This is a genomic window from Herbaspirillum sp. Her2 (assembly GCF_057961375.1).
Genome location: NZ_CM176331.1, coordinates 2,796,372 through 2,822,279, shown reverse-complemented (window position 1 = coordinate 2,822,279; position 25,908 = coordinate 2,796,372). Strand labels below are relative to the sequence as shown.

General features: G+C 63.0%; 22 protein-coding genes and 1 pseudogene. 22 read left to right on the top strand and 1 reads right to left on the bottom strand.

Going from position 1 to position 25,908, the window contains the following annotated elements; all coding sequences use genetic code 11:
- The first annotated feature begins 523 nt into the window (after positions 1-523).
- The 4 genes from aceE (at position 524) to ACWHXP_RS12860 (ending at position 7,519) form a co-directional block, all read left to right on the top strand.
- Positions 524-3,220, top strand: coding sequence for a pyruvate dehydrogenase (acetyl-transferring), homodimeric type (aceE, locus tag ACWHXP_RS12875; RefSeq protein WP_121038407.1), 2,697 nt, complete (start codon positions 524-526; stop codon positions 3,218-3,220).
- A 164-nt stretch (positions 3,221-3,384) separates the two neighbouring features.
- Positions 3,385-5,043, top strand: a complete 1,659-nt coding sequence (gene aceF / locus ACWHXP_RS12870) for a dihydrolipoyllysine-residue acetyltransferase (protein WP_489635821.1) — start codon at positions 3,385-3,387, stop codon at positions 5,041-5,043.
- A 30-nt stretch (positions 5,044-5,073) separates the two neighbouring features.
- Positions 5,074-6,852 carry a dihydrolipoyl dehydrogenase gene (lpdA, locus tag ACWHXP_RS12865; protein ID WP_489635822.1) on the top strand — a complete coding sequence of 593 codons (1,779 nt, stop codon included), beginning with the start codon at positions 5,074-5,076 and terminating at the stop codon, positions 6,850-6,852.
- Positions 6,853-6,985: 133 nt separating this feature from the next.
- On the top strand, positions 6,986-7,519 hold the full coding sequence (locus ACWHXP_RS12860) for a hypothetical protein (protein WP_489635823.1): 534 nt from the start codon (positions 6,986-6,988) through the stop codon (positions 7,517-7,519).
- 12 nt (positions 7,520-7,531) lie between these two features.
- On the opposite strand, the gene ACWHXP_RS12855 is transcribed toward ACWHXP_RS12860, so the two are convergent.
- Positions 7,532-9,160: a methyl-accepting chemotaxis protein gene (locus ACWHXP_RS12855; protein ID WP_489625023.1), complete on the bottom strand. Its 1,629-nt coding sequence runs from the start codon at positions 9,158-9,160 to the stop codon at positions 7,532-7,534.
- Positions 9,161-9,867: 707 nt separating this feature from the next.
- Between ACWHXP_RS12855 and ACWHXP_RS12850 the strand changes: the two genes are divergently transcribed.
- From ACWHXP_RS12850 to ACWHXP_RS12765, 18 genes and pseudogenes are all read left to right on the top strand, one after another.
- Complete coding sequence (locus tag ACWHXP_RS12850) at positions 9,868-10,653, top strand: ABC transporter ATP-binding protein (protein WP_209531589.1); 786 nt, start codon at positions 9,868-9,870, stop codon at positions 10,651-10,653.
- Between the two features lie 65 nt (positions 10,654-10,718).
- Complete coding sequence (locus tag ACWHXP_RS12845; RefSeq protein WP_489633698.1) at positions 10,719-11,714, top strand: ABC transporter substrate-binding protein; 996 nt, start codon at positions 10,719-10,721, stop codon at positions 11,712-11,714.
- Positions 11,715-11,716: 2 nt separating this feature from the next.
- On the top strand, positions 11,717-12,577 hold the full coding sequence (locus tag ACWHXP_RS12840) for an ABC transporter permease (RefSeq protein WP_209568558.1): 861 nt from the start codon (positions 11,717-11,719) through the stop codon (positions 12,575-12,577).
- A gap of 40 nt (positions 12,578-12,617) precedes the next feature.
- Positions 12,618-13,388, top strand: coding sequence for an SDR family oxidoreductase (locus ACWHXP_RS12835; RefSeq protein ID WP_166675534.1), 771 nt, complete (start codon positions 12,618-12,620; stop codon positions 13,386-13,388).
- Positions 13,389-13,455: 67 nt separating this feature from the next.
- Positions 13,456-13,992, top strand: coding sequence for a cupin domain-containing protein (locus ACWHXP_RS12830; RefSeq protein WP_034340408.1), 537 nt, complete (start codon positions 13,456-13,458; stop codon positions 13,990-13,992).
- 17 nt (positions 13,993-14,009) lie between these two features.
- The gene (locus tag ACWHXP_RS12825) at positions 14,010-14,906 is read left to right on the top strand and encodes an alpha/beta fold hydrolase (protein ID WP_489625025.1); all 897 of its coding nucleotides are present in this window, start codon (positions 14,010-14,012) and stop codon (positions 14,904-14,906) included.
- A gap of 5 nt (positions 14,907-14,911) precedes the next feature.
- A complete protein-coding gene (locus ACWHXP_RS12820) occupies positions 14,912-15,745 on the top strand; it encodes an IclR family transcriptional regulator (RefSeq protein ID WP_166675535.1) in 834 nt (277 codons plus the stop codon).
- Position 15,746: 1 nt separating this feature from the next.
- Entirely contained in the window at positions 15,747-16,571 is an 825-nt protein-coding gene (locus tag ACWHXP_RS12815) for an SDR family oxidoreductase (protein ID WP_039787815.1), read from the top strand.
- A complete protein-coding gene (locus tag ACWHXP_RS12810) occupies positions 16,564-18,285 on the top strand; it encodes a thiamine pyrophosphate-binding protein (protein WP_489633699.1) in 1,722 nt (573 codons plus the stop codon). Before ACWHXP_RS12815 ends, ACWHXP_RS12810 begins: the two co-directional genes overlap by 8 nt.
- A 10-nt stretch (positions 18,286-18,295) precedes the next feature.
- Positions 18,296-19,096: an aspartate dehydrogenase gene (locus tag ACWHXP_RS12805; protein ID WP_209582983.1), complete on the top strand. Its 801-nt coding sequence runs from the start codon at positions 18,296-18,298 to the stop codon at positions 19,094-19,096.
- Between the two features lie 22 nt (positions 19,097-19,118).
- Positions 19,119-20,597, top strand: coding sequence for an aldehyde dehydrogenase (locus ACWHXP_RS12800; RefSeq protein ID WP_489633700.1), 1,479 nt, complete (start codon positions 19,119-19,121; stop codon positions 20,595-20,597).
- Between the two features lie 19 nt (positions 20,598-20,616).
- Positions 20,617-21,588 (top strand): VOC family protein, encoded by a 972-nt coding sequence (locus tag ACWHXP_RS12795; protein ID WP_121038470.1) that lies wholly within the window; start codon positions 20,617-20,619, stop codon positions 21,586-21,588.
- Positions 21,589-21,611: 23 nt separating this feature from the next.
- Positions 21,612-22,766, top strand: coding sequence for an FAD-dependent monooxygenase (locus ACWHXP_RS12790; RefSeq protein ID WP_489633701.1), 1,155 nt, complete (start codon positions 21,612-21,614; stop codon positions 22,764-22,766).
- Positions 22,767-22,807: 41 nt separating this feature from the next.
- Entirely contained in the window at positions 22,808-23,113 is a 306-nt protein-coding gene (locus ACWHXP_RS12785; protein WP_375163968.1) for a hypothetical protein, read from the top strand.
- On the top strand, positions 23,113-23,346 hold the full coding sequence (locus ACWHXP_RS12780) for a recombinase-like helix-turn-helix domain-containing protein (RefSeq protein WP_034338512.1): 234 nt from the start codon (positions 23,113-23,115) through the stop codon (positions 23,344-23,346). The genes ACWHXP_RS12785 and ACWHXP_RS12780 overlap by 1 nt, the downstream gene beginning before the upstream one ends.
- Before the next feature lie 34 nt (positions 23,347-23,380).
- A complete protein-coding gene (locus tag ACWHXP_RS12775) occupies positions 23,381-24,430 on the top strand; it encodes an aromatic ring-hydroxylating oxygenase subunit alpha (RefSeq protein ID WP_034338505.1) in 1,050 nt (349 codons plus the stop codon).
- A complete protein-coding gene (locus ACWHXP_RS12770; protein WP_121038479.1) occupies positions 24,427-24,870 on the top strand; it encodes a RidA family protein in 444 nt (147 codons plus the stop codon). The genes ACWHXP_RS12775 and ACWHXP_RS12770 overlap by 4 nt, the downstream gene beginning before the upstream one ends.
- A 38-nt stretch (positions 24,871-24,908) precedes the next feature.
- Positions 24,909-25,845, top strand: a pseudogene (locus ACWHXP_RS12765) (PDR/VanB family oxidoreductase).
- Positions 25,846-25,908: the final 63 nt, after the last annotated feature.

The following is a 25,908-nucleotide window of genomic DNA, read 5'->3' as shown; positions in this document are numbered from 1 at the left end:
TGGTGGGCAATCCCTGAACGATATGCAAAATGGCAACGCCTCGTCCCTCGACGAGGCGTTTTTGCTTGTCGGCCGGAAAGGCAGGTCATTGCTGCCTTGGCAATTCTTTCCGTTCACTTTTATGGTGCGAAAAATGCCGTTTGAGGCTCTCCTGGCAGCCTTTGCGGCATTGCAAACAGGGCAAGAAACCCTCGCTCACAGGGGCATATAGTAAAAATACGAGGCCCTGGAAGCCCCTATTCATGCCGCTTTGCAGCATATTTTCGCATTATGAAATTGATTATCGTAATTTGAAAATCAAAAATTCCCTGATAAAATTCGTCGTCCACACGGCTGGAAGACCGTACATTTAAGCCTGTTTCGCCTCCAACGCCTTGCCCCACGGGCCGGGAAGGATTGCAGCACAGGCAACACATGGCGCTTTTCCTGCAACACCTGCCGGCGGCATTGCGTACCGAATGAACCGACCGACCCGCCTGGTCCACCCGACCGGACGGATCTCTCAACAACCAGGAGACATGACATGTCAGCCCAAATCGATCAAGTTCTGGCGCAGGCCGCCAACGATCCCGATGTGATGGAAACCCAGGAGTGGCTTGACGCCCTCGAAGCCGTGATCGAGAAGGAAGGCCCGGACCGCGCCCACTACCTGATGGAACGCATGGTCGATCTGGCGCGCCGCCGTGGTGCCCACATCCCCTTCTCCAGCAACACGGCCTACGTCAACACCATTCCGGCCGACCAGGGCGAGCACTGCCCGGGCAACCTGGAATATGAAGAGCGCCTGCGCTCCTGGATGCGCTGGAACGCCATGGCCATGGTGGTCAAGGCCAACCGCGTGGATGGCGACCTGGGTGGCCACCTGTCTTCCTTCGCGTCGCTGGCCAACATGCTGGGCATCGGCTTCAACCACTTCTGGCACGCCCCGACCGAAGAGCACGGCGGCGACCTGCTGTACATCCAGGGCCACTCCTCGCCCGGCATCTACGCGCGCGCCTTCCTGGAAGGCCGCCTGACCGAAGACCAGCTGATCCACTTCCGCCGCGAAGCCGACGGTCATGGCCTGTCGTCCTACCCGCACCCCAAGCTGATGCCGGAATTCTGGCAGTTCCCGACCGTCTCGATGGGCCTGGGCCCCTTGATGGCGATCTACCAGGCACGCTTCCTGAAGTACCTGCACGCCCGTGGCATTGCCAAGACCGACAACCGCAAGGTCTGGGCCTTCTGTGGCGACGGCGAAATGGACGAGCCGGAATCGATGGGCGCCATCGGCATGGCCGGCCGTGAAAAGCTGAACAATCTGGTCATCGTGGTCAACTGCAACCTGCAGCGCCTGGACGGTCCGGTGCGCGGCAATGGCAAGATCATCCAGGAACTGGAGTCCGACTTCCGCGGCGCCGGCTGGAACGTGGTCAAGGTCATCTGGGGCAGCGGCTGGGACGAGCTGCTGGCCAAGGACAAGGACGGCATCCTGCAGAAGGTCATGATGGAAACCGTCGACGGCGAGTACCAGAACTACAAGGCCAAGGACGGCGCCTTCGTGCGCAAGCACTTCTTCGGCAAGCATCCCAAGCTGCTGGAAATGGTCTCCAAGATGTCGGATGACGACATCTGGCGCCTGACCCGCGGCGGCCATGACCCGCACAAGATCTACGCGGCCTTCAAGGTCGCCCAGGAATCGAAGGACCAGCCGACCGTGATCCTGGCCAAGTCCATCAAGGGCTATGGTTTCGGCAAGGCAGGCGAAGCGCGCAACACCGCGCACAACACCAAGAAACTGGACGACGAAGCCATCCGCGCCATGCGCGACCGCTTCCAGTTGCCGATCTCGGACGCCGAACTGCCCAACATCCCGTTCTTCAAACCGGCTGACGACGCGCCGGAAATGCAGTACCTGCACGAGCGCCGCAAGGCCCTGGGCGGCTATCTGCCGCAGCGCCGCGTCCACGCCGACGAAAAGCTGCCGGTGCCGGAACTGTCGGCCTTCCAGGCCATGCTGGAACCCACCGCCGAAGGCCGTGAGATCTCCACCACCGCCGCCTATTCGCGCGTGCTGACCGCACTGCTGCGCGACCCCAACCTGGGCCCGCGCGTGGTGCCCATCATGGTCGACGAGTCCCGTACCTTCGGTATGGAAGGCCTGTTCCGCCAGATCGGCATCTTCAGCCAGGTCGGCCAGCTGTACGAACCGGTCGACAAGGACCAGGTGATGTACTACCGCGAAGACAAGGCCGGCCAGATCCTGCAGGAAGGCATCAACGAAGCCGGTGGCATGAGCTCGTGGATCGCTGCGGCGACCTCGTACTCGACCAACAACCGCGTGATGATTCCGTTCTACACCTACTACTCCATGTTCGGTCTGCAGCGTATCGGCGACCTGGCATGGGCAGCCGGTGACATGCGTGCGCGCGGCTTCCTGATCGGCGGCACCGCCGGCCGTACCACCCTGAACGGTGAAGGCCTGCAGCACGAAGACGGCCACAGCCACGTGTTCGCCTCGGCGATCCCGAACTGCATTCCCTACGACCCGACCTTCGCCCACGAAGTCGCCGTGATCATCCATGACGGCCTGCGCCGCATGGTGGCCAACCAGGAAGACGTGTTCTACTACATCACCGTGATGAACGAGAACTACGGCCACCCTGGCATCAAGCCGGGCCAGGAAGAGGGCATCATCAAGGGCCTGTACCTGTTGAACGAAGGCGGCAAGGAAAACAAGCTGCGCGTGCAACTGCTGGGTTCGGGCACCATCCTGCGCGAAGTCATCGCTGCGGCCGACCTGCTGCGCGATGACTGGAAGGTCGACGCCGACGTCTGGTCCGCACCGTCCTTCACCCTGCTGGCCCGCGATGGCCAGGACGTGGAGCGCTGGAACATGCTGCACCCGGCCGAGGCCCCGAAGAAGAGCTACTTCGAGCAATCGCTGGAAGGCAGCGAAGGCCCGATCGTGGTCTCCACCGACTACATGCGCACCTACGCCGAGCAGGTTCGCGCCTTCGTGCCGAAGGGTCGCTCCTACAAGGTGCTGGGCACCGACGGCTACGGCCGTTCGGACACCCGCGCCAAGCTGCGTGAGTTCTTCGAAGTGAACCGTTACTTCGTGACCGTGGCCGCCCTGAAGTCGCTGGCCGATGAAGGCAAGATCAAGCCGGAAGTGGTGGCGCAAGCCATCGCCAAATACGGCATTGATCCGAACAAGCCGAACCCGGTGACCCTGTAAGGACTGCCTGACCGACCATCCCCGCCTCAGCCTGCTGATCGCGGGGATGTGTCGTGTCTGGAACTGCCACCCCAACGGGGAGGTCCGCTGCTCAGGCAGCACCTGCCCCAAGCGAATACTTCTCCCGGCCCAGTGCCTGGGAACAGAACAACGGAGCGCATCAGATGAGTCAAGTCGAAGTAAAAGTCCCGGACATCGGCGATTTCAAGGAAGTCGAAGTCATTGAGGTGATGGTCAAGGTCGGCGACACGATCAAGGTCGACCAGTCGCTGATCACGGTTGAATCCGACAAGGCCAGCATGGAAATCCCGTCCAGCCAGGCCGGCGTGGTCAAGGAAATCAAGGTCAAGGTCGGTGACAAGGTCGCTGAAGGTTCGCTGCTGGTGATCGTCGAAGGCGAGGGCGCTGCGGCTGCCCCTGCCGCCGCACCGCAAGCGGCCGCCGCTGCACCGGCAGCCGCGCAGGCTTCCGCACCTGCTCCGGCTGCGGCGCCTGCCGCCGCCGGTGGAGGCACCATCGAGATCGAAGTCCCTGATATCGGTGACTTCAAGGAAGTGGAAGTCATCGAAGTCATGGTCAAGGTCGGCGACACCGTCAAGGCCGAGCAATCCCTGCTGACCGTGGAATCCGACAAGGCCAGCATGGAGATCCCCTCCAGCCACGCCGGCGTCATCAAGGAACTGAAGATCAAGCTGGGTGACAAGGTCGCCAAGGGCAGCATCATCGCCACCATCGAAGCTGCGGGTGGCGCACCGGCTGCTGCCGCTGCTCCTGCCGCCGCCGCACCTGCAGCCGCTCCGGCCGCTGCACCGGCTCCTGCTGCAGCCCCTGCGCCGGCCGCTGCTGCCGCACCTGCCATCGCTACCGCTTCGGCCACCAGCACCGGCGGCAAAGCCCACGCTTCGCCTTCCGTGCGCAAGTTTGCCCGCGAACTGGGCGTGGATCTGTCGCGCGTGCCGGCTACCGGTCCCAAGGGCCGCATCCTGCAATTGGACGTGCAGAACTTCGTCAAGGGCGTCATGGCCGGTTCCACCTCGGTGGCCGCTGCCGCACCGGCGACCAATGGCAGCGGCTCGGGCATGAACCTGTTGCCGTGGCCGTCGCTGGACTTCAGCAAGTTCGGTGAAACCGAACTGCAACCGCTGTCGCGCATCAAGAAGATCAGCGGCCCCAACCTGCATCGCAACTGGGTCATGATTCCCCACGTGACGCAGTTCGACGAAGCCGACGTGACCGAGCTGGAAGAATTCCGCAAGACCTCCAACGATGCCTTCGCCAAGGCCAAGTCGCCGGTCAAGCTGACCATGCTGGCGTTCGTCATCAAGGCCAGCGTCTCGGCCCTGAAGAAATTCCCGGCCTTCAATGCGTCCCTGGACGAGAAGGGCGAGAACCTGATCCTGAAGAAGTACTACAACATCGGCTTCGCCGCCGATACCCCGAATGGCCTGGTGGTTCCGGTCATCAAGAACGCCGACCAGAAGAGCATCGGCCAGATCGCTACCGAAATGGGCGAACTGTCCGCACAAGCCCGCGACGGCAAGTTGAAGCCCGCCGACATGCAAGGCGCGACCTTCACCATCTCCTCGCTGGGTGGCATTGGCGGTACCGCCTTCACGCCCATCATCAATGCGCCGGAAGTGGCCATCCTGGGCCTGTCCAAGTCGATCACCAAGCCGGTGTGGGATGGCAAGCAGTTCGTGCCGCGCCTGATGCTGCCGACCTCGCTGTCCTATGACCACCGCGTCATCGACGGCGCCATGGGCGCGCGCTTCTCGGCTTATCTGGCCGACGTGCTGGGCGATCTGCGCAAGTCGCTCCTCTAAGCCACCACCGAACATTACGGAGTCAGGACAATGAGTCTCTCTGAAGTCAAGGTCCCCGATATCGGGGATTTCAAGGAAGTCGAAGTCATCGAGGTGATGGTCAAGGTCGGCGACACCATCAAGGTGGATCAGTCGCTGATCACCGTCGAATCCGACAAGGCCAGCATGGAAATCCCGTCCAGCCAGGCCGGCGTGGTCAAGGAAGTGAAGGTCAAGGTCGGTGACAAGGTCGCCGAAGGCTCGCTGCTGTTGCTGGTGGAAGCCGCTGGTGAAGCGGCTGCCGCACCGGCACCGGCCGCTGCGCCCGCTCCGGCTGCCGCGCCTGCTGCTGCTGCGCCCGCCGCACCGGCGGCTGCACCGGCCGCTGCCAGCTTCGGCGGCAGCACCGACGTGCAGTGCGACGTGATGGTGCTCGGTGGTGGTCCTGGCGGTTACTCGGCTGCCTTCCGCGCGGCCGATCTGGGCCTCAATACCGTCATCGTCGAGCGCGATGCCACCTTGGGTGGCGTCTGCCTCAATGTCGGCTGCATCCCCTCCAAGGCCCTGCTGCACGTGGCGGCCGTGATCGACGAGACCGCCGCCATGGCCTCGCACGGCGTGAGCTTCGGCAAGCCCGAGATCGACATCGACAAGCTGCGCGCCTACAAGGACAAGGTCATCGGCACCATGACCGGTGGCCTGGCCGGCATGGCCAAGGCGCGCAAGGTGCAGGTGGTCCGTGGTGACGGCCAGTTCGCCGGCCCCAACCACATCGAAGTCACCGCTGAAGACGGCAGCAAGAAGGTGGTGCAGTTCAAGCACGCCATCATCGCCGCCGGTTCGTCCGTGGTGAACCTGCCGTTCGTACCGCAGGATCCGCGCATCGTCGACTCGACCGGCGCGCTGGAACTGCGCCAGGTGCCCAAGCGCATGCTGGTCATCGGCGGCGGCATCATCGGCCTGGAAATGGCCACCGTCTATTCCACACTGGGCGCGCGCATCGACGTGGTCGAGATGATGGACGGCCTGATGCAAGGCGCGGACCGCGACATGGTCAAGGTCTGGCAGAAGTTCAACGAGAAGCGCTTCGACAACGTCATGGTCAAGACCAAGACCGTGGCCGTGGAAGCCCTGCCGGAAGGCATCAAGGTCACGTTCGAAGCCGCTGAAGCCGGTGCGACTGCACCCGAGCCGCAACTGTACGACCTGGTGCTGGTGGCCGTGGGCCGCAGCCCGAACGGCAAGAAGCTGTCGGCCGACAAGGCGGGCGTGATCGTCTCCGATCGCGGCTTCATCGCCGTGGACAAGCAGATGCGCACCAACGTGCCGCACATCTTCGCCATCGGCGACCTGGTGGGCCAGCCCATGCTGGCGCACAAGGCGGTGCATGAAGGCCACGTGGCCGCTGAAGCGATTGCCGGCGAGAAGAGCTTCTTCGATGCCAGCGTGATCCCCTCGGTGGCTTATACCGATCCGGAAGTGGCATGGGTCGGCGTGACCGAAGACGAAGCCAAGGCCAAGGGCATCAAGATCGAGAAGGGCCACTTCCCGTGGGCCGCTTCCGGTCGCGCCGTGGCCAATGGCCGTTCGGAAGGCTTCACCAAGCTGCTCTTTGATGCCGAGACCCATCGCATCATCGGTGGCGGCATCGTCGGTACGCACGCAGGCGACATGATCGGCGAAGTGGCGCTGGCCATCGAGATGGGCGCGGACGCCGTCGATATCGGCAAGACCATCCACCCGCACCCGACCCTGGGTGAATCGCTGGGCATGGCCGCTGAAGTCGCCGAAGGGCATTGCACGGACTTGCCGCCGCAGCGCAAGAAGTAATCTTCCGGTCCCTGCCCGCTGCATGGCAGGGATGGAGGACGAACAAGGACAACGGCGAACCTTCGGGTTCGCCGTTTGTCTTTTCCAGGTCCGTCTTCTTCCTCTTCAGCCACCCTTGCCAACGGGCCTGTTCATGTCCAAGTCGCTTCGCGATCTCTTCATTGCCCCGCCCCGCCCGGAGATGCTGCCCGCTGCGCCCGCGCCGGATACGACACCTCATCTCAAGCGCGCCCGCCGCGTAATCCAGGCTGGCTGGCTATTGTTCATGGTCTCGCTGGTAGTACCCGTGCTCGGTACCGAACCGGGGGCGCTGGCCTTCGTCTATTCGCTCATGATGCCGTTCTTCCTGCTTGAAAAACCCAGTTGGCTGGGGCTGGCGATGTCTTTCTACAGCGTCGTCAACCTCGGCCTGATCTTCTCTCTGTTCATTTCGTTCAGTGAGAAGTTGCTGGCCCGGCCAGCAAGCTCGGTCTTCTTTGTCCTTGTGGCACTGGACACCATGTGGATTCCCTTCACGCCTGAACAGGAATTCGCCCAGCGACCGGCCTTCTGGTTCTGGAGCGCCTCTGCCGTGGTGGTCGCCATCGGCATGAACATGGCGCGCCTGAAAGAAAAAGCCCACCAGGCTGCGGTAGCGCAGCACCAGCGGGCCAGGGATACAACTTAGCGTGTGTTAATTTCAGGCCGGGCTGAGCAGTGCCATACCCGGTTGAATCACCTTCTCGCGCGATGCAGGCACGGCAGGCTGAGCCTGTTCCAGCCGGAACACCGATACGGCATCCCGCAGACTGTCAGCCTGTTGCGCCATGGATTGCGCCGCACTGGCCGACTCTTCCACCAGCGCCGCATTCTGCTGCGTCACTTCATCCATTTGCGAGATGGCGATGTTGATCTGGCTGATCCCCGAACTCTGTTCGCTGGAGGCGGCCGTGATCTCGCTCATGAGGTCGTTGACCTGCTGGATCGATTGCACCACCTGATCCATGGTCTGGCCAGCTTCATCGACCAGTTTCTGGCCAGCTTCCACATGTTCCACCGACGACTCGATCAGGCCACGGATTTCCTTGGCCGCCGAGGCGCTGCGCTGGGCCAGCGAGCGCACTTCGCTGGCGACCACCGCGAAGCCGCGTCCCTGCTCACCGGCGCGCGCCGCTTCCACCGCGGCGTTCAAGGCCAGGATATTGGTCTGGAAGGCGATGCCCTCCACGGTGGAAATGATCTCCGTGATCTTGTAGGCACTTTGCGAAATATCCTTCATGGTATCGACCACGCGTTCCACCACTTCGCCTCCCTTCTGCGCGTGCAGCGAGGCCGCGCGCGCCAGCTGGTTGCCCTGGCCGGCGTTCTGGGTGTTCTGCTCGACGGTGGAGGTGATCTCTTCCATGCTGGAGGCGGTCTCTTCCAGCGAAGCCGCCTGCTCTTCGGTACGGCGTGACAGATCCAGATTGCCCACCGCGATCTGGCCGGCGGCAGTGGAAATCGATTCGGCGGATCGCTTGATGCCGTCGACGATGCTGGTGAGCTGGGCACGCATGTTGTCGAGAGAGGCCATCAGGCTGTGCTGGTCGCCCTTGGCCAGCGGGATGCTCACCGCCAGGTTGCCCTGGGCGATCTGCGCCGCCAGGACCTGGGCATCGGCCGGTTCGCCACCCAGCTGGCGCAGGACACTGCGCACGATCAGGAAGGCTGCGCCCAAGGCCAGCAGCACCGAGCCAGCCACCAGGGTCCAGATGGTCGTGGCGATGCGTTGATAGGTCGTTTCGGCATCGGCGGCGGCCTGATCGTTGAGATCATCTTCCAGGCGGCCCAGCGCATCGAGGTTGTCCAGCCACTTGGCCTGCACCGGACGAATCTTCTGGACCAGCAGGTTGATCAGATCAGTGGTCTTGTTCTCCTGGGCCAGAGTGACGGCCTGTTTCAGCAGCGGCTCGGTATCGGCGGCGTTTTGCGCGATCTGATCAAAGAACTCACGTTCCTTGCGGGAGGTATCCGGCGCGTCAAAGAGCTTGCGCAGCTTGTCGCGAGCTTCCTGATAGCTTTTTTCCTGCACCTTGATGCGTTCGATTTCTGCGGACACCAGCGCCGGATCCTGGAACAGGGCGATGTTGCGGATGGCCAGAGCACGAATACGCACGCTGTTGTTCATGACGTCCGCCAGAGCACCTTGCTGGTTGTTGGCGACGATGTTGCTCAGATTGCTCTTGACCGTGGATAAGCCCCACATGCCCACCAGCGAGATGACGAGCAGCAGGACGATGACGCCGGCAAAACCTAACGCCAGGCGAGTAGATACCTTCAGTTTGTTCATGAAAAAGCCCCTGTGTATGAAATGTGCTGCCGATTGGGTTGCAAACCCCCCCTTCAGGCCTGCCGTGGCTGTTGTCGCCTTGTGCAGGTTTTGTGACTTTTCCCGTATATAAGTGGTGCAAAATAGCTTTTCACCATGTTGGTGCGGTGGTTTTGAGCCAATTGCATGGTTTATTGCCATCAATTTCTTCAATTTTGAAACGATTGCACGGGTGTTGTAACGCTATTGAGTAAGCTCAGCCAGAAAAGATCCATCAGGATGTGATTATTTTTCTCTGACACAAGTGCGATCCGTTCTCCTGTGCGAGGCGATTGCCAGCGCAGCGAAGAGGGCGTCGCATCGCTACCACAAGAGCCACGACGGTGCGAAGCCTGCACCCTACGCAGGCGAAGGAGGGAGATTTCGGGGCGAATTTGCTGCTTGCCCCGAAATGACAGCGCTCAGATGCTACCTCCAATGGTGGTACGCGAATTGCTTATTCGTTCAAAACGGTTTCTATATAAATCGGTAGTTCATATATGGAACAAAATAAGTTATTCGGCGCCGAGATATCTGCTATATTGGCGTTGAATATCTCTCATATATAAATTACGGTTTCATATATAGAACAATTTGGTGCCCGGCAGGAGGCACCCGTCCACCAGTGACGGCAGCCGGGAAGACTAGCCGGGGCGCACTCGCGCGCTGGGGCAATCAGCAGAGGCAACATGATCGAAATCGAATTCCGCAAGGTCGGCAAGAGCTTTGTCGATCGCCAGACAGCGCAAGCGCGCGCTGCCGTCACCAACGTCAACCTCTCCATCAGGAGTGGCGAAGTGGTCTCCATCATCGGACCCTCGGGCTGTGGCAAGAGCACCCTGCTCAACATGGGGGCCGGGCTGTATCTGCCGAGTGAGGGCGAAGTCTTCGTTGGCGGCGAGAAGGTCATCAAGCCGGTGCGCAAGGTGGCCTTCATGCTGCAGAAAGACCTTCTCATGCCCTGGCGCAATATTCGCGCCAACGTCACCCTGGGTCTGGAGATAGACGGCATGCGCGAGGCCGAACGCCGCCGCATTGCCGACGAGTTGCTGGCCAAGTGCCACCTCAAGGGGTTTGAGGAGCATTACCCCTACCAGCTCTCCGGCGGCATGCGTCAGCGTGCCGCTCTGGCACGAACGCTGGCGGTGGATCCGCAGGTATTGCTGCTGGACGAGCCTTTCTCGGCGCTGGATGCGCAGACCAAGATGGTGCTGCAGCAGGACCTGGCCAAGATGCTCTATGAAAAGAAGAAGACTGCGCTCTTCATCACCCATGACCTGGTGGAAGCCATCGCGCTGTCGGATCGCCTGCTGGTCATGAGCGAACGTCCCGGCACCATCGTCGAGGAAATCGAGGTCAACCTGCCGTTCCGCGACAACCCGCTGGAGCGCCGCAAGCTGCCCGAGATCGGCCCCTTGCAGGGACGCCTGATGGAACTGCTCAAGGTGGGCAAGGAAACCGCCGAACTCCACTGATTCACGCTGCATCTTCACCCGTCTTCACCCCGTCAACAGAGAGACCTCAAGGGAGAGCCTGAAACATGAAGAACCTGTTTGCATCCGCCACCAGTGCACTTGCCCTGGTCGCTGCCGTCGGCGCGTTCGTCGTCCCGGCGATGGCCCAAGCGGCACCGGAAGAAGTGACCTACCTGCTGCCCGCGCCACCGAATTCACCGGCCTTCGCGCCCTGGGTACTGGCACAGCACAAGGGCTATTACGCCGATGAGAACCTCAAGGTCAGTTTCATCGTCGCCAAGGGCGGCGTCGATGTGGCCAAGCAGATCGGTGCCGGCAATGCCGTCATTGGTGGCGCCATCGGTGATACCCCCATCGTGGTGCGGGCCAATGGCATTCCGGTGAAGGCCATCGCGGTACTGGGGGGCGGTTCGGTGACCATGGTGGCGGCCAATCCGGCTGAGGGCATCAAGACCCTGAAGGATCTGAAGGGCAAGACCGTCACCGTCATGTCCTATACCGATACCACCTATTACGCCTTTCTCGGCAGCCTCAAGACGGCCGGCCTGTCCAAGACCGACGTGCAGATCCAGGCGGCCGGCCCCTCCGGCGTGTGGCAGCTTTATACGTCCGGCAAGTCGCAGGGCTTTGCAGGCGTACCCGACTGGGTGGTCAATGCCACTGATGCCGGCGCAAAACTGGAGTTGCTGGACAACGGTGGCTTCAAGAGCATGGCACAAGCCATTCTGGCCTCCGATGACACCATCAAGAAAAACCCGGAACTGTTGAAGCGGCTGGTGCGTGCCACCCTGCGCGGCATGCAGGACATCATGAAAGATCCGAAGGCCGCAGCCGATGACTACGTCGCCGCGCTGCCCACCTACAAGGGCAAGGAGGCCAGCATCCAGACTACCTTCGAGATGTACAACAAGTATGTCTATGCCAGCCAGAAAACCTTGGGCCAGATTGATCCCTCACGCATGGACGCGGTACAGAAGTTCTACGTCAGCGAAGGCATCGTGAGCAAGGCGACACCGGTCAATGAACTCTTCACCAACCAGTTCGTGGGAGTGGCCAAGTAATCATGAACACCACGACAGCCAAAGACCTGACCATGTCCAGTTCCGAGCCATCCGCAGCCGCTCCTTCCCGTCCGCGCCGCCAGTTCCTGAGCGATAAGGCGCAGACCGTGTGCGGTAGCCTGGTGCTGCTGGTGCTCTTCATCGCCGCCTGGCAATGGGGCCCCGGCATGCTCGGCATGCCGGAATACATCCTTCCCAACTTCATGCAGGTGGTGCGTGAAGGCGTGGTGATGTGGAACAACGCGCAGCTGCTGCAGCACTTCGGCATCACTGCCATGGAAGTCGTGTTCGGTTTCCTCTTCGGGGCCCTGCTGGGGCTGGCAGTAGGGGTGGCGCTGGGCCTGTCGCCGCGTGCCGAGGCGATGCTCTCGCCTTACATCCTGGCACTGCAGATTGCACCCAAGGTGGCGTTTGCGCCGCTGTTCGTGATGTGGCTGGGCTACACCATCTATCCCAAGATCATCGTGGCGGTATTGATCGTGTTCTTCCCCATCATGATCAATGTGCTCTCGGCAATCCGTACCGTCGACCCGGACATGGTCAACCTGGTCCGCACGCTCAACGCCGGCCGCTGGCAGATCTTCCATCTGGTCGAGTTCCGTTCGGCGCTGCCGGCTCTGTTCTCCGGCTTGCGCATCGCCTCCACGCTGTCAGTGATCGGCGTGACCGTCGGCGAGCTGGTTGGCGGCAATCAGGGGCTGGGCTATCTGCTGGTCGATGGCGAAGGGCAGGGCAATACAGCTGCCGTGTTCGTCTCCATCGTCGCATTGACGCTTATCGGTGTGGTCACCTACGGGGCCGTGGTGTGGGCCGAACGCAAGGTGCTGCACTACCTGCCCAAGGCCAATACCAGCACCGTCTGATATTGAGTGCGATTTCCCGATCGGTAACAGGAGCATGAACATGTCAGCAACAAGTACGGCGACTCTTCTGGCAGGACGACGCATTCTGGTCACGGGCGCGGCACGCGGCCTCGGCCTGGCGTTCGTCGAGGCCATCGCCGCTGCCGGTGCCAGAGTGGCCATGGCCGATATCCTGCAGGACACGCTGGCAGCATCGGTGTCGACGCTGCAGCAGCGCGGCCTGGCGGTCGAAGGTTTTTCACTGGATCTGGCCGATCCTGCCTCAGTGCAGTCCTGTGCACAGGCTGCCATCGCCTGGATGGGCGGGCTCGATGGCCTGGTCAACAACGCCGCCATTACCAATTCCGGTGGCAAGAGCAGCGAGCAACTGGCGCTGGAAATGTGGGATCGCGTCATGGATGTCAACGTGCGCGGCACCTGGCTCATGACCAATGCCTGCCTGCCGGCACTGCGGACCTCGGGGCGCGGCGCGATCGTCAACCTGTCCTCGGATACGCCGTTGTGGGGGGCGCCGAACCTGCTGGCCTATGTGGCCAGCAAGAGTGCAGTCATCGGCATGACCCGTTCGCTGGCGCGTGAAGTCGGTGCCGACAACATCACCGTCAATGCCGTGGCGCCCGGGCTGACGCTGGTGGAGGCCACTGAGTATGTGCCGCAGGCGCGCCACCAGCATTACCTGGAGGGCCGTGCCCTGCAGCGTGATCAGTTGCCCGAGGACGTATGCGGTGCCGTCGTCTTCGCGCTGTCGGATATGGCGCGTTTCTTTACCGGCCAGGTGATGGCCGTCAATGGTGGCTTCGTGATGCATTGAAGCGGCCTGTATGGCAAGTCAACTCCGTGCAACCGGATCAATTCAGGACCAATTCAAGGAGAAAAGTATGACCGATATGTCCGAGCAGGAAAACATGGGCCGCAGCTGGGATCGCCCGGCAGGGGCCAGCTTCGCCGACTGGATGGAATCGCGCGTGGCGCGTCTGTCGACCCGCAAGTACGACTGGAACGCGCTGAAGTTCCAGGCCGACTACGACCCCAAGTACCGCCGCGCACAGATGCGCTACATCGGCACCGGCGGCACCGGCGTGGCGCACGATGCCAACGTGATTCCGTCGGAGCACTTCACCTTCTCGACCATGATCATTCCGGCCGGCCACGAAGGTCCGTCGCACCTGCATGTGGATGTCGAAGAGGTGTTCTTCGTGTTGCGCGGCAAGCTCAAGCTGGTGCTTGAAAAGGACGGTGAACGCTTCGAAACCATCCTCACCGACCGCGACGTTGTTTCGGTACCGCCGGGCGTGTATCGCGAGGAAATCAACATCGGTGACGAAGATGCGCTGATGTGCGTGATGCTGGGGGCCAAGAAGCCTCTCACGCCGACCTATCCGCCCGAACATCCGCTGACCTCGGTCAAGCGCTGATCGTCCCGGGAGCGAGCATGTCCGCCATCTTGCCCGCCGGGGCCGCCACGTCATGCGAGGCGCTGTCCGCGTCGCTGGTACTGCTCGATCGCCATTTCCCCGAGCAGCGCGTGGCGTTGCCCGATGGGCAGGTCAGTTATCGCAGCGCTGGCCGCAGCGACCGCGATCAGGTGGTGGTGCTGCTGCACGGCATCAGCTCCGGCGCGGCATCCTGGCTGCATATGGCATTGGCGCTGGCGAACGACGCCCGCGTGATCGCCTGGAATGCGCCCGGTTATGGCAGCTCCACAGCGCTGCCGATGGCCATGCCCAGGGCCAGCGATTACGCGGCGCGCCTGCAGCAGATGCTGGCGGCGCTGGAGATCAGCCAATGCGTGCTGGTCGGCCACTCGCTCGGGGCCTTGATGGCCGCAGCCTATCTGGCTCGAGGTGATGGCCGCGCCACACGCACGCTGCTGGCCGACCCGGCCCTCGGCTATGGCGGGGCAGGGCAGCAAGAGCGGTCAGTACAGGTTCGCCAGGAGCGCCTGGGCGCATTGCAGCGGCTCGGTGTGGCTGGCCTGGCCGCGCAGCGTACGCGTCTGCTGTCGATGCAGGCCAGTGATGAACAGCACGCCTGGGTGCGCTGGAACATGCAGCGGCTCGATGTGGCGGGTTATACCCAGGCGGTGCACTTGTTGTGCGGTGACGATATCGCGACTTATTTGCAGGCAGCGCCACGACGGGGGCTGTCGGTGGCCTGCGGCGCAGAAGACATTGTCACCACCCCGCAGGCCAGTGAAGGGCTGGCCCGGCAATTTGAAATTCCCTTTCAATTGGTGGACGGCGCCGGCCATGCCTGTTATATCGAGCAGCCGTTGTCCTTTGCCGCGCTGGTGCGCGCGCAATTCACCTCAACCAACCAGAACAGATAATCATCATGAACAAACCAGTGATGCCAGAAGAAGAGTCGCAAGACAAGTACTCCGTCCCCGGCCTGGAACGCGGCCTGCGCCTGCTGTGCGAATTCAGCCGCCAGGACAAGACCCTTTCCGCTCCCGAGCTGGCGCGGCGCCTGGATATTCCACGCTCCACCGTGTTCCGCCTGCTGGCCACGCTGGAACGCATGGGCTTCGTCGAACGGGCCGATGGCGGCCGCGACTATCGTCTGGGCATGTCGGTGCTGCGCCTCGGCTTTGAATACCTGGCATCGCTGGAACTGACCGAGATCGGCCGTCCGCTGCTGGACCGCCTGCGCGACGAGATCGGCTATTCCTGCAACCTCGTGGTACGCGATGGCCGCTCCATCGTCTATGTCGCCAAGTCGGTCACCCAGACCGCCTTCACCAGTCACGTCAACGTCGGTACCCGTCTGCCGGCGCATGCTACCGTGCTGGGCCGCGTACTGCTGGAAGACCTGACCCTGCCGCAACTGCGCACCCTGTATCCGGAAGAACACCTGGAAGTCTTCTCCAGCAATACGCCCAAGACCGTAGTGGAACTGTTCGACATGGTGCAGGCCGACAAGGAGCGTGGCTTCGTGTTGCAGGAAGGTTTTTTCGAAACCAGCATTTCCACCGTGGCGGCTCCCGTACGCGATCACTCCGGCCATGTTGTGGCCGCCCTGGGTGCCACCATTCCGTCGCCGCATATCGACGCCAGCCAGCTCGATGTGATCGTGTCCCGCGTACGCGAGACCGCTGCCGAACTCTCGCGTCTGCTCGACCATGCACCGGAGCGTGGGGCCAAGGTCGTCAACATGTGGCGAGGCTGAGATGGCGATGACTTCTCTCCAGGGCAAGGTGGCGGTGGTCACCGGCGGTTCCTCCGGGATCGGCTTGGCCACCGTGGAACTCTTGCTGGAAGCGGGTGCAGCGGTGGCCTTCTGTGGTCGCGACGGTGAGCGTCTGCAGCATGCCGAAGCTGCGCTGCGCGAACGGTATCCCGCGGCGCGGTTGTACAGCGCGCCCTGCGACGTACTGGTGCAGGAGCAAGTGCGGGCCTTTGCCGCCTCGGTGGAAAACACGCTGGGCCCGGTTTCCATGCTGGTCAACAATGCTGGTCAGGGTCGCGTCTCGACTTTTGCCGACACCCCAGACGAGGCCTGGAGCGAAGAGCTGCATCTCAAATTCTTTTCGGTGATTTATCCGACGCGTGCCTTCCTGCCGCAACTGCAGGCCATGAGTGCGCAGCATGGCGATGCCGCCATCGTATGCGTCAACTCGCTGCTGGCGACCCAACCTGAGCCGCACATGGTGGCCACATCGGCCGCCCGCGCCGGCGTGCACAACCTGGTACGTTCGCTGGCCACCGAACTGGCCTGCGGGGAGGCCGCCCGTGTGCGCGTCAACGGCATCCTGATCGGGCTGGTGGAATCGGGCCAATGGCGCCGCCGCTACGCCGCTCGTGGTCCGGAGCTGCAGGACCAGAGCTGGGCCCGGTGGACCGCTGCGCTGGCCGCAAGAAAACAGATCCAACTTGGCCGTCTCGGCCTTCCCCGGGAAGCTGCGCAGGCGATCGTATTCCTCGCCACGCCGCTTTCCTCGTATACCACAGGCAGCCATATCGATGTTTCAGGAGGACTTTCCCGCCATGCCTAATACCCAACCCAAAGTCACCGTCGGCTGCGCGATCGCGGCTTTCCTCGAACAGTGCGGCGTCAAGGCTGCCTTCGGTGTGATCTCGATCCACAACATGCCCATCCTCGATGCCTTCGGCGAGCGCGGCAAGATCCGTTTCATCCCGGCGCGCGGTGAGGCCGGAGGTGCCAACATGGCCGATGCCTATGCACGTACCACGGGCGGACTGGGCGTCTGCCTGACCTCGACCGGTACTGCCGCCGGCAATGCCGCCGGTGCCATGGTCGAGGCGCTGACCGCCGGCACACCGCTGTTGCATCTGACCGGCCAGATCGAAACGCCTTATCTGGACCAGAGCCTGGCGTACATCCATGAAGCCCCGGACCAGTTGAGCATGCTCAAGGCGATCTCGAAGGCGGCCTTCCGCATCCGCAGCGTCGAGACGGCCATCAGCACCATCAAGCTGGCCGTGCAGACCGCATTGACGCCGCCCATGGGGCCGGTCTCGGTCGAGATTCCCATCGACATCCAGGCGGCCATGATCCCCCTGCCGATCAATCTGCAACCGCTGGCCATTCCGCAATGCGTACCGTCGGCGCGTGCGCTGGACGAACTGGCCGAGCGGCTGATGAAAGCCAAGCGCCCGCTGCTGTGGCTGGGCGGCGGTGCCCGTCACGCTGGAGCGCAGGTACAGCGTCTGCTGGCATTGGGTTTCGGTGTCGTGACCAGTACCCAGGGGCGAGGCATCGTGCCCGAGGATGATCCGCGCTCGCTGGGTGCCTTCAACCTGCACAAGCCGGTCGAGCAGTTCTACCAGAGCTGCGACGCCATGCTGGTGGTCGGTTCGCGTCTGCGCGGCAACGAAACGCTGAAATACGAACTCAAGCTGCCACGTCCCCTGTACCGGGTCGATGCCGATCCGGCGGCCGAGGGCCGCTGCTATACCAGCGACTATTTCGTCTGCGGAGATTCCGCGTTGGTGCTGGCGGGACTGGCGGATCGCCTGGCGGCACTCAAGGTCGATCCCGATTTCATGGGCGATCTCAAGAAGGCTCGTGACACGGCGGTGCGTGGACTGGTCGATGGCCTCGGGCCCTACAGCGCGCTGGTGGAGCAACTACAGCAGGCCGCCGGTCGCGAATTCAATTGGGTGCGCGACGTGACGGTCTCCAACAGCACCTGGGGCAACCGCCATCTGCGCATCTTCGATCCCCGCGCCGGCGTGCATGCGCTGGGTGGCGGCATCGGCCAGGGATTGGCCATGGGCATCGGTGCGGCCATCGGTGCGGCGGTCACCCAGTCCGGCAAGAAAACCTTCACGCTGGCCGGCGACGGCGGATTCATCCTCAACCTGGGCGAGCTGGCCACGGCCGTGCAGGAACAGGCCGACATGGTGATCGTACTGATGAACGACAAGGGCTATGGCGTCATCAAGAACATTCAGGATGCGCAATACGGCGGCCGTCGCCATTACGTGGACCTGCATACGCCGGATTATGCCGAGCTGTCCTCGGCGCTCAAGTTGCGACACAAACGCGTGGGCGATCTTGCCGAAGTCGCAGCCGGACTGGACGAGGCCTTGTCCTCCCCGGGGCCTTTCCTGCTGGAAATCGACATGCTGGCGATCGGCAGCTTCAAGACCGCTTTTGCCGGCCCGCCGGTCAACGAAAAGGAAAAGGCCGCTGCCGCGGCGGCGGCTGTCGTTGCGGCTGCCGCGACAGCGGCCACGGCCTGAGGAGAAAGGCATGCTGCACGTATCGATGATCGGATGCGGTGCCATTGGCGCAGGCGTCATGGAAATCCTCAAAAGCGATCCCGAGGTGGCGTTCGACATGGTGGTGGTGCCCGAGGCCCACATGGAGCGTGCCCGCAGCACCGTCTCCACGCTGGCACCCGCGGCGCAGGTAGTGTCGCGTCTGGGCGAGGAGCGTCCCGACCTGCTGATCGAATGCGCCGGCCACCAGGCCATCAGCGAACACATCATTCCGGCTCTCGAGCGCGGCATTGCCTGCATGGTGGTGTCCATCGGTGCCTTGTCCGAACCCGGTCTGGTCGACAAGCTGGAAGCCGCCGCCCGTGCCGGGCGCACGCAGGTGCAACTGCTGTCCGGCGCGATCGGTGCCATCGATGCGCTGGCCGCCGCCAAGATCGGCGGTCTGGATGCGGTGATCTACACCGGACGCAAGCCCCCTCAAGCCTGGAAAGACACGCCAGCAGAATCGGCCTTCAATCTGGACACGTTGCAGGAAGCCACGATGATCTTTGAAGGCAGCGCCCGCGAAGCCGCTCGCCTCTATCCCAAGAATGCCAATGTCGCGGCCACGCTGTCGCTGGCCGGGCTGGGGCTGGACCAGACACAGGTGCGGCTGTATGCCGATCCCGGCGTGAGCGAGAACATTCACCACGTGGATGCCAGCGGTGCCTTCGGCGGTTTCGAGCTGACCATGCGCGGCAAGCCGTTGGCCGCCAATCCCAAGACATCGGCGTTGACCGTCTACAGCGTGGTGCGTGCCCTGGGCAATCGCGCCCATGCGCTGTCGATCTGAACCGGGCCAGGAGAAGTTGACCATGTTGAATCTGAATGACATCCAGCCCATCTGCATTGCCGGCCAGTGGCGTCCGGGAGCCGGTGATCGCTATGCCACGCTCTATCCCGCCACCGGCGAAGCGGTGGCCAGCCTGCACGCGGCCAGCGTGGCCGATGTGGAGGAAGCCATCCTTGGTGCCGACCGTGCGTTTCGCACCAGTGGCTGGGCGCAGAAGAAACCGCACGAACGCGCTGCCGTGCTGTTTCGCGTGGCGCAGCTGATCCGCGAGAACGGCGAAGCGCTGGCGCAATTGCAGCGCCTGGATAATGGCAAGCCCATCAGCGAGACACGCAACCTGGTCGCCAGCGCTGCTGCCACCTTCCAGTTCTTTGCTGCTGCCTGCGAGACCCTGGAAGAATCGCTGACCCCCATGCGTGGCGACAACCTGACCATGAGCGTGCATGAGCCCATGGGCGTGGTGGCCGCCATTACGCCATGGAATTCGCCCATCGCCAGCGAAGCGCAGAAGATGGCACCGGCGCTGGCGGCTGGCAATGCGGTGGTGGTCAAGCCGGCGGAAGTCACGCCGCTGGCCGCGCTGGCGCTGGCACGTTTGTGCATCGAGGCCGGCGTACCCGCAGGCCTCATCAGCGTACTGCCGGGCAAGGGCTCGGTCATCGGGGATGCCATCACGCTGCATCCGCTGGTCAAGCGGGTTTCCTTCACTGGCGGCACCAGCACCGGCAAGCATATCGCCCACATCGCCGCCGACAAGATGATGCCGGTGTCGCTGGAGCTCGGTGGCAAGTCGCCGACCATGGTGTTCGAGGATGCCGACATTGATCATGCTGTCGCCGGCGTGCTCTACGGGATCTTCAGCAGTTCCGGCGAATCCTGCATTGCCGGTTCGCGCCTGTTCGTGGCGCGGTCCTTGCATGAACCGTTCATGGAGCGACTGGCGGCGGGTGCCGCTGCGCTGAGCGTGGGCGATCCGGCGGACGAACGCACCCAGATGGGGCCGCTGATCACCGCCCGTCATCGTGAGGGCATCGAGCGTTACGTCGATATGGGCGTCACCGATGGCGGCCGCATCCGCACCGGTGGCGTGCGTCCCAAGGGCCCCGCCTTCGAGCGTGGCTACTTCTATACGCCGACCATCATCGAGGGAGTGCGCAATGACCAGAGGATCTGTCAGGAAGAGATTTTCGGGCCGGTGCTGGTGGCCATGCCTTTCGATGATGAGGAGGATCTGATCCGGCAGGCCAACGATAGCGTCTACGCCCTGGCCGCCGGCATCTGGACCCGCGACTACAAGCGTGCCTGGCGCGTGGGCCGTGCGGTGCAGGCCGGCAATGTCTGGATCAACACCTACAAGCAGTTCTCGATCTCGACCCCTTTCGGGGGCTGGCGCGACAGCGGCCTGGGCCGCGAGAAGGGACGGCTGGGCATCCTCCAATACATGGAGCAGAAAGCCATGTACTGGGGCCTGAACGAACAGCCGCTGCCCTGGGCTGGCTGAACACGCAATGGAGAATCACATGGACGTTTTGGGTATCGACGAAATCATCTACGGCGCAGACGACCTGCCGACCTGCCGCCGTTTCTTCCTCGACTGGGGCATGGTGCTGGAACAGGAGAGCGCAGCCGAGCTGGTCTTCGTATCGCAGAACGGCTGTCGCGTCATCGTGCGTGACAGCGCCGATCCCGGCCTGCCGCCGGCCATCGAGGCCGGTCCGACCCTGCGCGAAGTGGTGTGGGGCGTGTCCTCGGCGGCGGTGCTGGACAAGTTCGCCAGTCGCATCGGCGGTCTGCCCGGTTTCCTCAACGACGGCCGGCGCGTGGGCTGTACCGATCCCAACGGACTGGCTGTGCGTTTCCAGGTCTCGGTCAAGCGCGAGGTGGAGCTGCAATGCGCCCGTATGAACACCTGGAACGAGAAGAACCGCATCAACCAGCGCAGCCCCATCTACGAGCGCGCTGCGCCCATCGAAGTAGGACACGTGGTGTTCTTCGTCAAGGATGTGAAGGCCTGTGAAAAATTCTATTGCGAGCATTTCGGCTTCGTGCCCTCCGACCGTTATCCGGAACGCGGTGCCTTCCTGCGCTGCGCCGACGTCGGCGGCCATCACGACATCTTCCTGCTGCAACCGCCGGAGGCGCGCGCGGGCCTGAACCACGTGGCCTTCACGGTGCGCGACATCCATGAGGTCTTCGGTGGCGGGATGCACATGTCACGCCAGGGCTGGGACACGCAACTGGGGCCGGGCCGCCATCCGATCTCCTCGGCTTATTTCTGGTACTTCAAGAATCCGGCCGGTGGCCTCATCGAGTATTACGCCGACGAAGACCAGCTCGATGCGCACTGGGAACCACGCGACTTCGAACCCGGACCGACGGTGTTTGCCGAATGGGCCATCGATGGCGGCATCGACGGCAATACGCGGCGCCAGAAGAATGCCCAGGGACCGAGCGGCAAATTCCTCACCGACCGTGCGGCAGCGGACAAGTAAATCATTGACCAAAGGAGATCAACATGTCCTTCAAGATCGGAGTCCTCGGTGCCGGCATCGGCGGCCTCACGGCAGCCATTGCCCTGCAGCGTGCCGGACATGAGGTGGTGGTGTATGAGCAGTCACGCCAGTTCCTGCGCGTGGGTGCAGACATCAACCTGACGCCCAATGCGGTCCGCGCACTGGACGGGTTGGGCATCGGCGAGGCCGTGCGCCGGACCGCTGCACGTCCCACGCATCGCATCAGCCGCACCTGGAATAGCGGCGAGGAAACGTCGCGCTTGACCATGGGCGACACCGCCGAACAGAAATATGGCGCGCCGCAGCTGACCATCCATCGTGCCGATCTGCTGGCAGCGCTGGCCGAGGTGTTCCCGCTGGAGCAGGTGCGCTTTGCCAAGCGTGCTGAAGCAATCCGCGCGGAGGGCGATGGCATTGACCTGCACTTCACCGATGGCAGCACCGATCGCGTCGATGTGCTCATCGGCGGCGACGGTATCCATTCCGCCGTGCGCACCGCCATGTTCGGCGCGGAGAGCCCGCGCTTCACGGGTGTGGTGGCTTTCCGTGCCGTCGTGCCTGCAGCGAAAGTGGCCGGTGTCCCCAACCTGCAGGCCTTCACCAAATGGTGGGGACCGAACCCGGAAAGCCAGATCGTGACCTTCCCGTTGAATCGCGGCGAGGACATCTTCATCTTTGCCACGACCGCCCAGGAGAGCTGGCATCTGGAATCGTGGACCACACCGGGCAACGTGCAGGAACTGCGCGACAGCTATGCGGGCTTCCATCCCGACGCCATGGCGCTGCTGGACGCCTGCGACGAAGTGCTCAAGACCGCGCTCTATGAACGCGATCCGCTGCCGGCCTGGGCCAGGGGCAACATGGCCTTGCTGGGAGATGCCTGTCATCCCATGATGCCCTTCATGGCGCAGGGGGCCGGCATGGCCATCGAAGATGCCGTGGTGCTGGCACGCTGCCTGGCCACCGTGTCCGCCCTCGGCGACGTGGCCGCTGCTCTGCACCGATACGAGCAGTTGCGCATGGAGCGTGCCTCAACCATCCAGATCGGATCGCGCGGCAACAACTGGCTGCGCGCAGGCGGCAATGCCGACTGGGTCTATGGCTACGATGCCTGGCAGGTACCGCTGCAGCCGCAAGTTGCAGCCGTTGCTCCATGAGACAGGGCGTGCCAGTGAAACCGGAAGACCCCGCCGACACCATGCTGCTGACCATCGTCCTGAAGCATGACCAGTCCATGAATCTCGACCGGATTCAGGCCCACATGAAGACGATGGACTGGTGGGAGCGATTTCCTGTTGCCGGAACGCGCGTGGTGTCCTGGACCGTGGCCATGGGCCTGGGCCAGATCGTCACGCTGGCGCTGCCGCCAGCGCTGCTGCCGCAAGTCAATGTCGAGCTTGAACGCTCGGCCTGGGGCGTGTTCCGTACCGAGTGCTACCCCACTTACGATTTTGTTCCCGTGCGCGAGCGCATTCGCGAGCGCGTCAGAAATGGAGGCCAATGATGGTTGCAACTGTTACCGATGTCTATCTCAATCCGCACCAGGCGCGCCGCCGCCCGCCGACCCAGTTCGAAGATCTGCTGGGCGATTCCATCGAGCGCGCCTACGCCGCCGGAATCCACGAATTGAGCGCGCTGGTGGCGCATCTCAATCGTACCGGTCCGAGCTGTCCGTACAACGCCGGTGTCTGGACCGAAGCCAATTATCAGGAAGAGATCGCCCGCCTGGCCGCCTGACGGCGACCGCCAGCCCTTACAGGAGAGTACCCAAATGAGAACTGCTGCCCATGATCCCGTCGATGCCGTCCTGGCTGTCGGCCTGAAAGACCTGTGGTATCCCGTCTGCCCATCCGAGTTCGTGGCTGAGAAGCCGGTTTCGCTGCGCCGCCTGGGCAAGAAATTCGTGTTCTGGCGTGAGCCCTCGGGCAAGCTGCATGCGCTGGAAGATCACTGTCCGCATCGCGGTGCACCGCTGTCCATGGGCATCCCCATGGGAGACCGCATCGCCTGTGGCTATCACGGCGTGCAGGTGCGTTTCGACGGTGTGGTCACCAGCGTGCCCGGCAGCCCCGGTTGCAAGCTGGAGGGTGCCAAGGCTACCCGCCGCTTCCACGTGACTGAAGCGGCCGGTGCCATCTTCCTCTACAACAGCCTGGAGGATGTCGACACGCCACCGCCGCTGCGCCTGCCCGAGGAACTGACCAGCCCCGAGTATTCCAATTTCCTGTGCTACACCGAGTGGAAGGGCGACTATCGCTACGTGCTGGACAACGTGATGGACCCGATGCACGGCACTTTCCTGCACAAGCAGTCGCACTCCATGGCCGAGGGCGACAATACCGCCAGCTTCGGCATCCGCGAGACCGACATCGGCTTCGTCTTCGAAAAGGAAGGCCAGCGTGACGTCAATTTCGACTGGACTGAATGGGGCGATACCGGCCTGCACTGGATGCGCCTGGCCATTCCCTATCCCAAGACCGGCGGTCCCGGTGGCAGCTTCGTCATCATCGGCAGCTACACGCCCGTCGTCGACAACATCGCTGCCGTCTTCCACTGGCGCTGCCGCAAGCTCTCGGGCTGGCAGCGTGATACCTGGCGCTTCCTCTATCGCAACCGCCTGGAAGCGCGCCACTGGAACGTGCTGGAGCAGGACCGGGTGGTGCTGGAACTGATGGAGCCGGATGCCAACCAGCGCGAGATGCTGTACCAGCACGATATGGGCATCGTGCGTCTGCGCCGTCATCTGCGCGGACTGGCCAAGGCCCAGCTGGCGCGCGAGGAGGAACTGGCGGCGGCCAGGGCACCGGTACGCGCGGCATGAGCGACGCCGCCCGTGGGCCCGCCATGCGTCATGTGAAGTGCGCCAGCGTGCCGGAGCCGGACGCTGCGACCTGGTCCAATTGCCTGGTGATCGGCGAGGACATCGTCATGTCTGGCATGACGGCGCATCCGGCCACGCGGCAGCAGACGCTGGATACCTATCGGCAGACGCTGGTGGTGCTCCGCAAGATCGCCGACCTGGTGAGCGCTGCCGGAGGAACACCGGACAGCATCACCAAGCTGGTGATCTACCTGACCGATATCGCGCACAAGGATGAGGTGGGACGGGCGCGCCGTGACTTCTTCGGCGAACAGGGGCCGTATCCCTGCTCCACGCTGGTGGAAGTCAGCGCTCTGGTGTTTCCGGAGCTGACGGTGGAAATCGATGCGTATGCCCGGCTGGGTGTGGATCTGCGGCAGGCTGTGCGCGTGACCGTATGAGCGTGTTTGAACGAATCTGAATTGATGGTGGTGCATTCATGAGCAGTCCTCTTCTTTCCGTCCGTGTGCAGGCCATGCGCTTCGAGGCGCAAGGCGTTGTCAGCGTCGAACTGTGCCTGCCCGACGGCGGCGAGTTGCCGGCTTTCGAGGCCGGTGCGCACATCGACCTGCATCTGGCCAACGGTCTGGTGCGCAGCTATTCGCTGTCGAATTCACCGGCCGAGCGTCATCGCTATGTGGTTGGCGTGCTCCACGACCGTGCCAGTCGCGGCGGATCGCGCTATGTCCACGAACAATTGCGGGTCGGGTCGACGCTTTCCATCTCGGTTCCGCGCAACAATTTTCCGCTGGAGGAAGCGGCACCCCTGTCGGTGCTGATCGCCGGCGGTATCGGCATCACGCCGATCTCCTGCATGTATCACCACCTGCGGGCCCAGGGCAAGGAAGCGGTACTGCACTACTGCGCCCGTTCCCGCAAGGAAGCCGCTTTCACCGCCCAACTGCTGGGGCAGCCGGGCGTGAGCAGCCATTTTGATGACGAGGCCGAACCTGCGTGCCGTATTGGGGGCCTATCCGAAGGAGTCGCATTTCTATTGCTGCGGACCGACTCCCATGCTCAACGCCTTTGAAAGTCTGTGCGAAGAACTGGGTCTGCCCAACGTGCACATCGAGCGCTTCGCCGCCGAGAAAGTGGCACCCGTCCAACACGGCAGCTATGTCGCCGAACTGGTGCGCAGCAAATCCAGCCTCACGGTGCCGGCCGGCAAATCGTTGCTGGATACCCTGCTCGATGCTGGCATCGCGGTCGACCACAGCTGCCGCGAAGGGGTCTGCGGTGCCTGCGAGACGCGTGTGCTGGAAGGCGAACCGGAGCATCGCGACGGTGTCCTCAGCAAGGCCGAGCGCGCCGCCGGCAAGACCATGATGGTGTGCGTTTCCGGCTGCAAGGGGCAGCGCCTGGTGCTGGATCTTTAGCCACTGCGGCACAGAACCATGCCCGTGCTCCGGCACCGGGCATTTTTTTGAGCCTGAAAAATT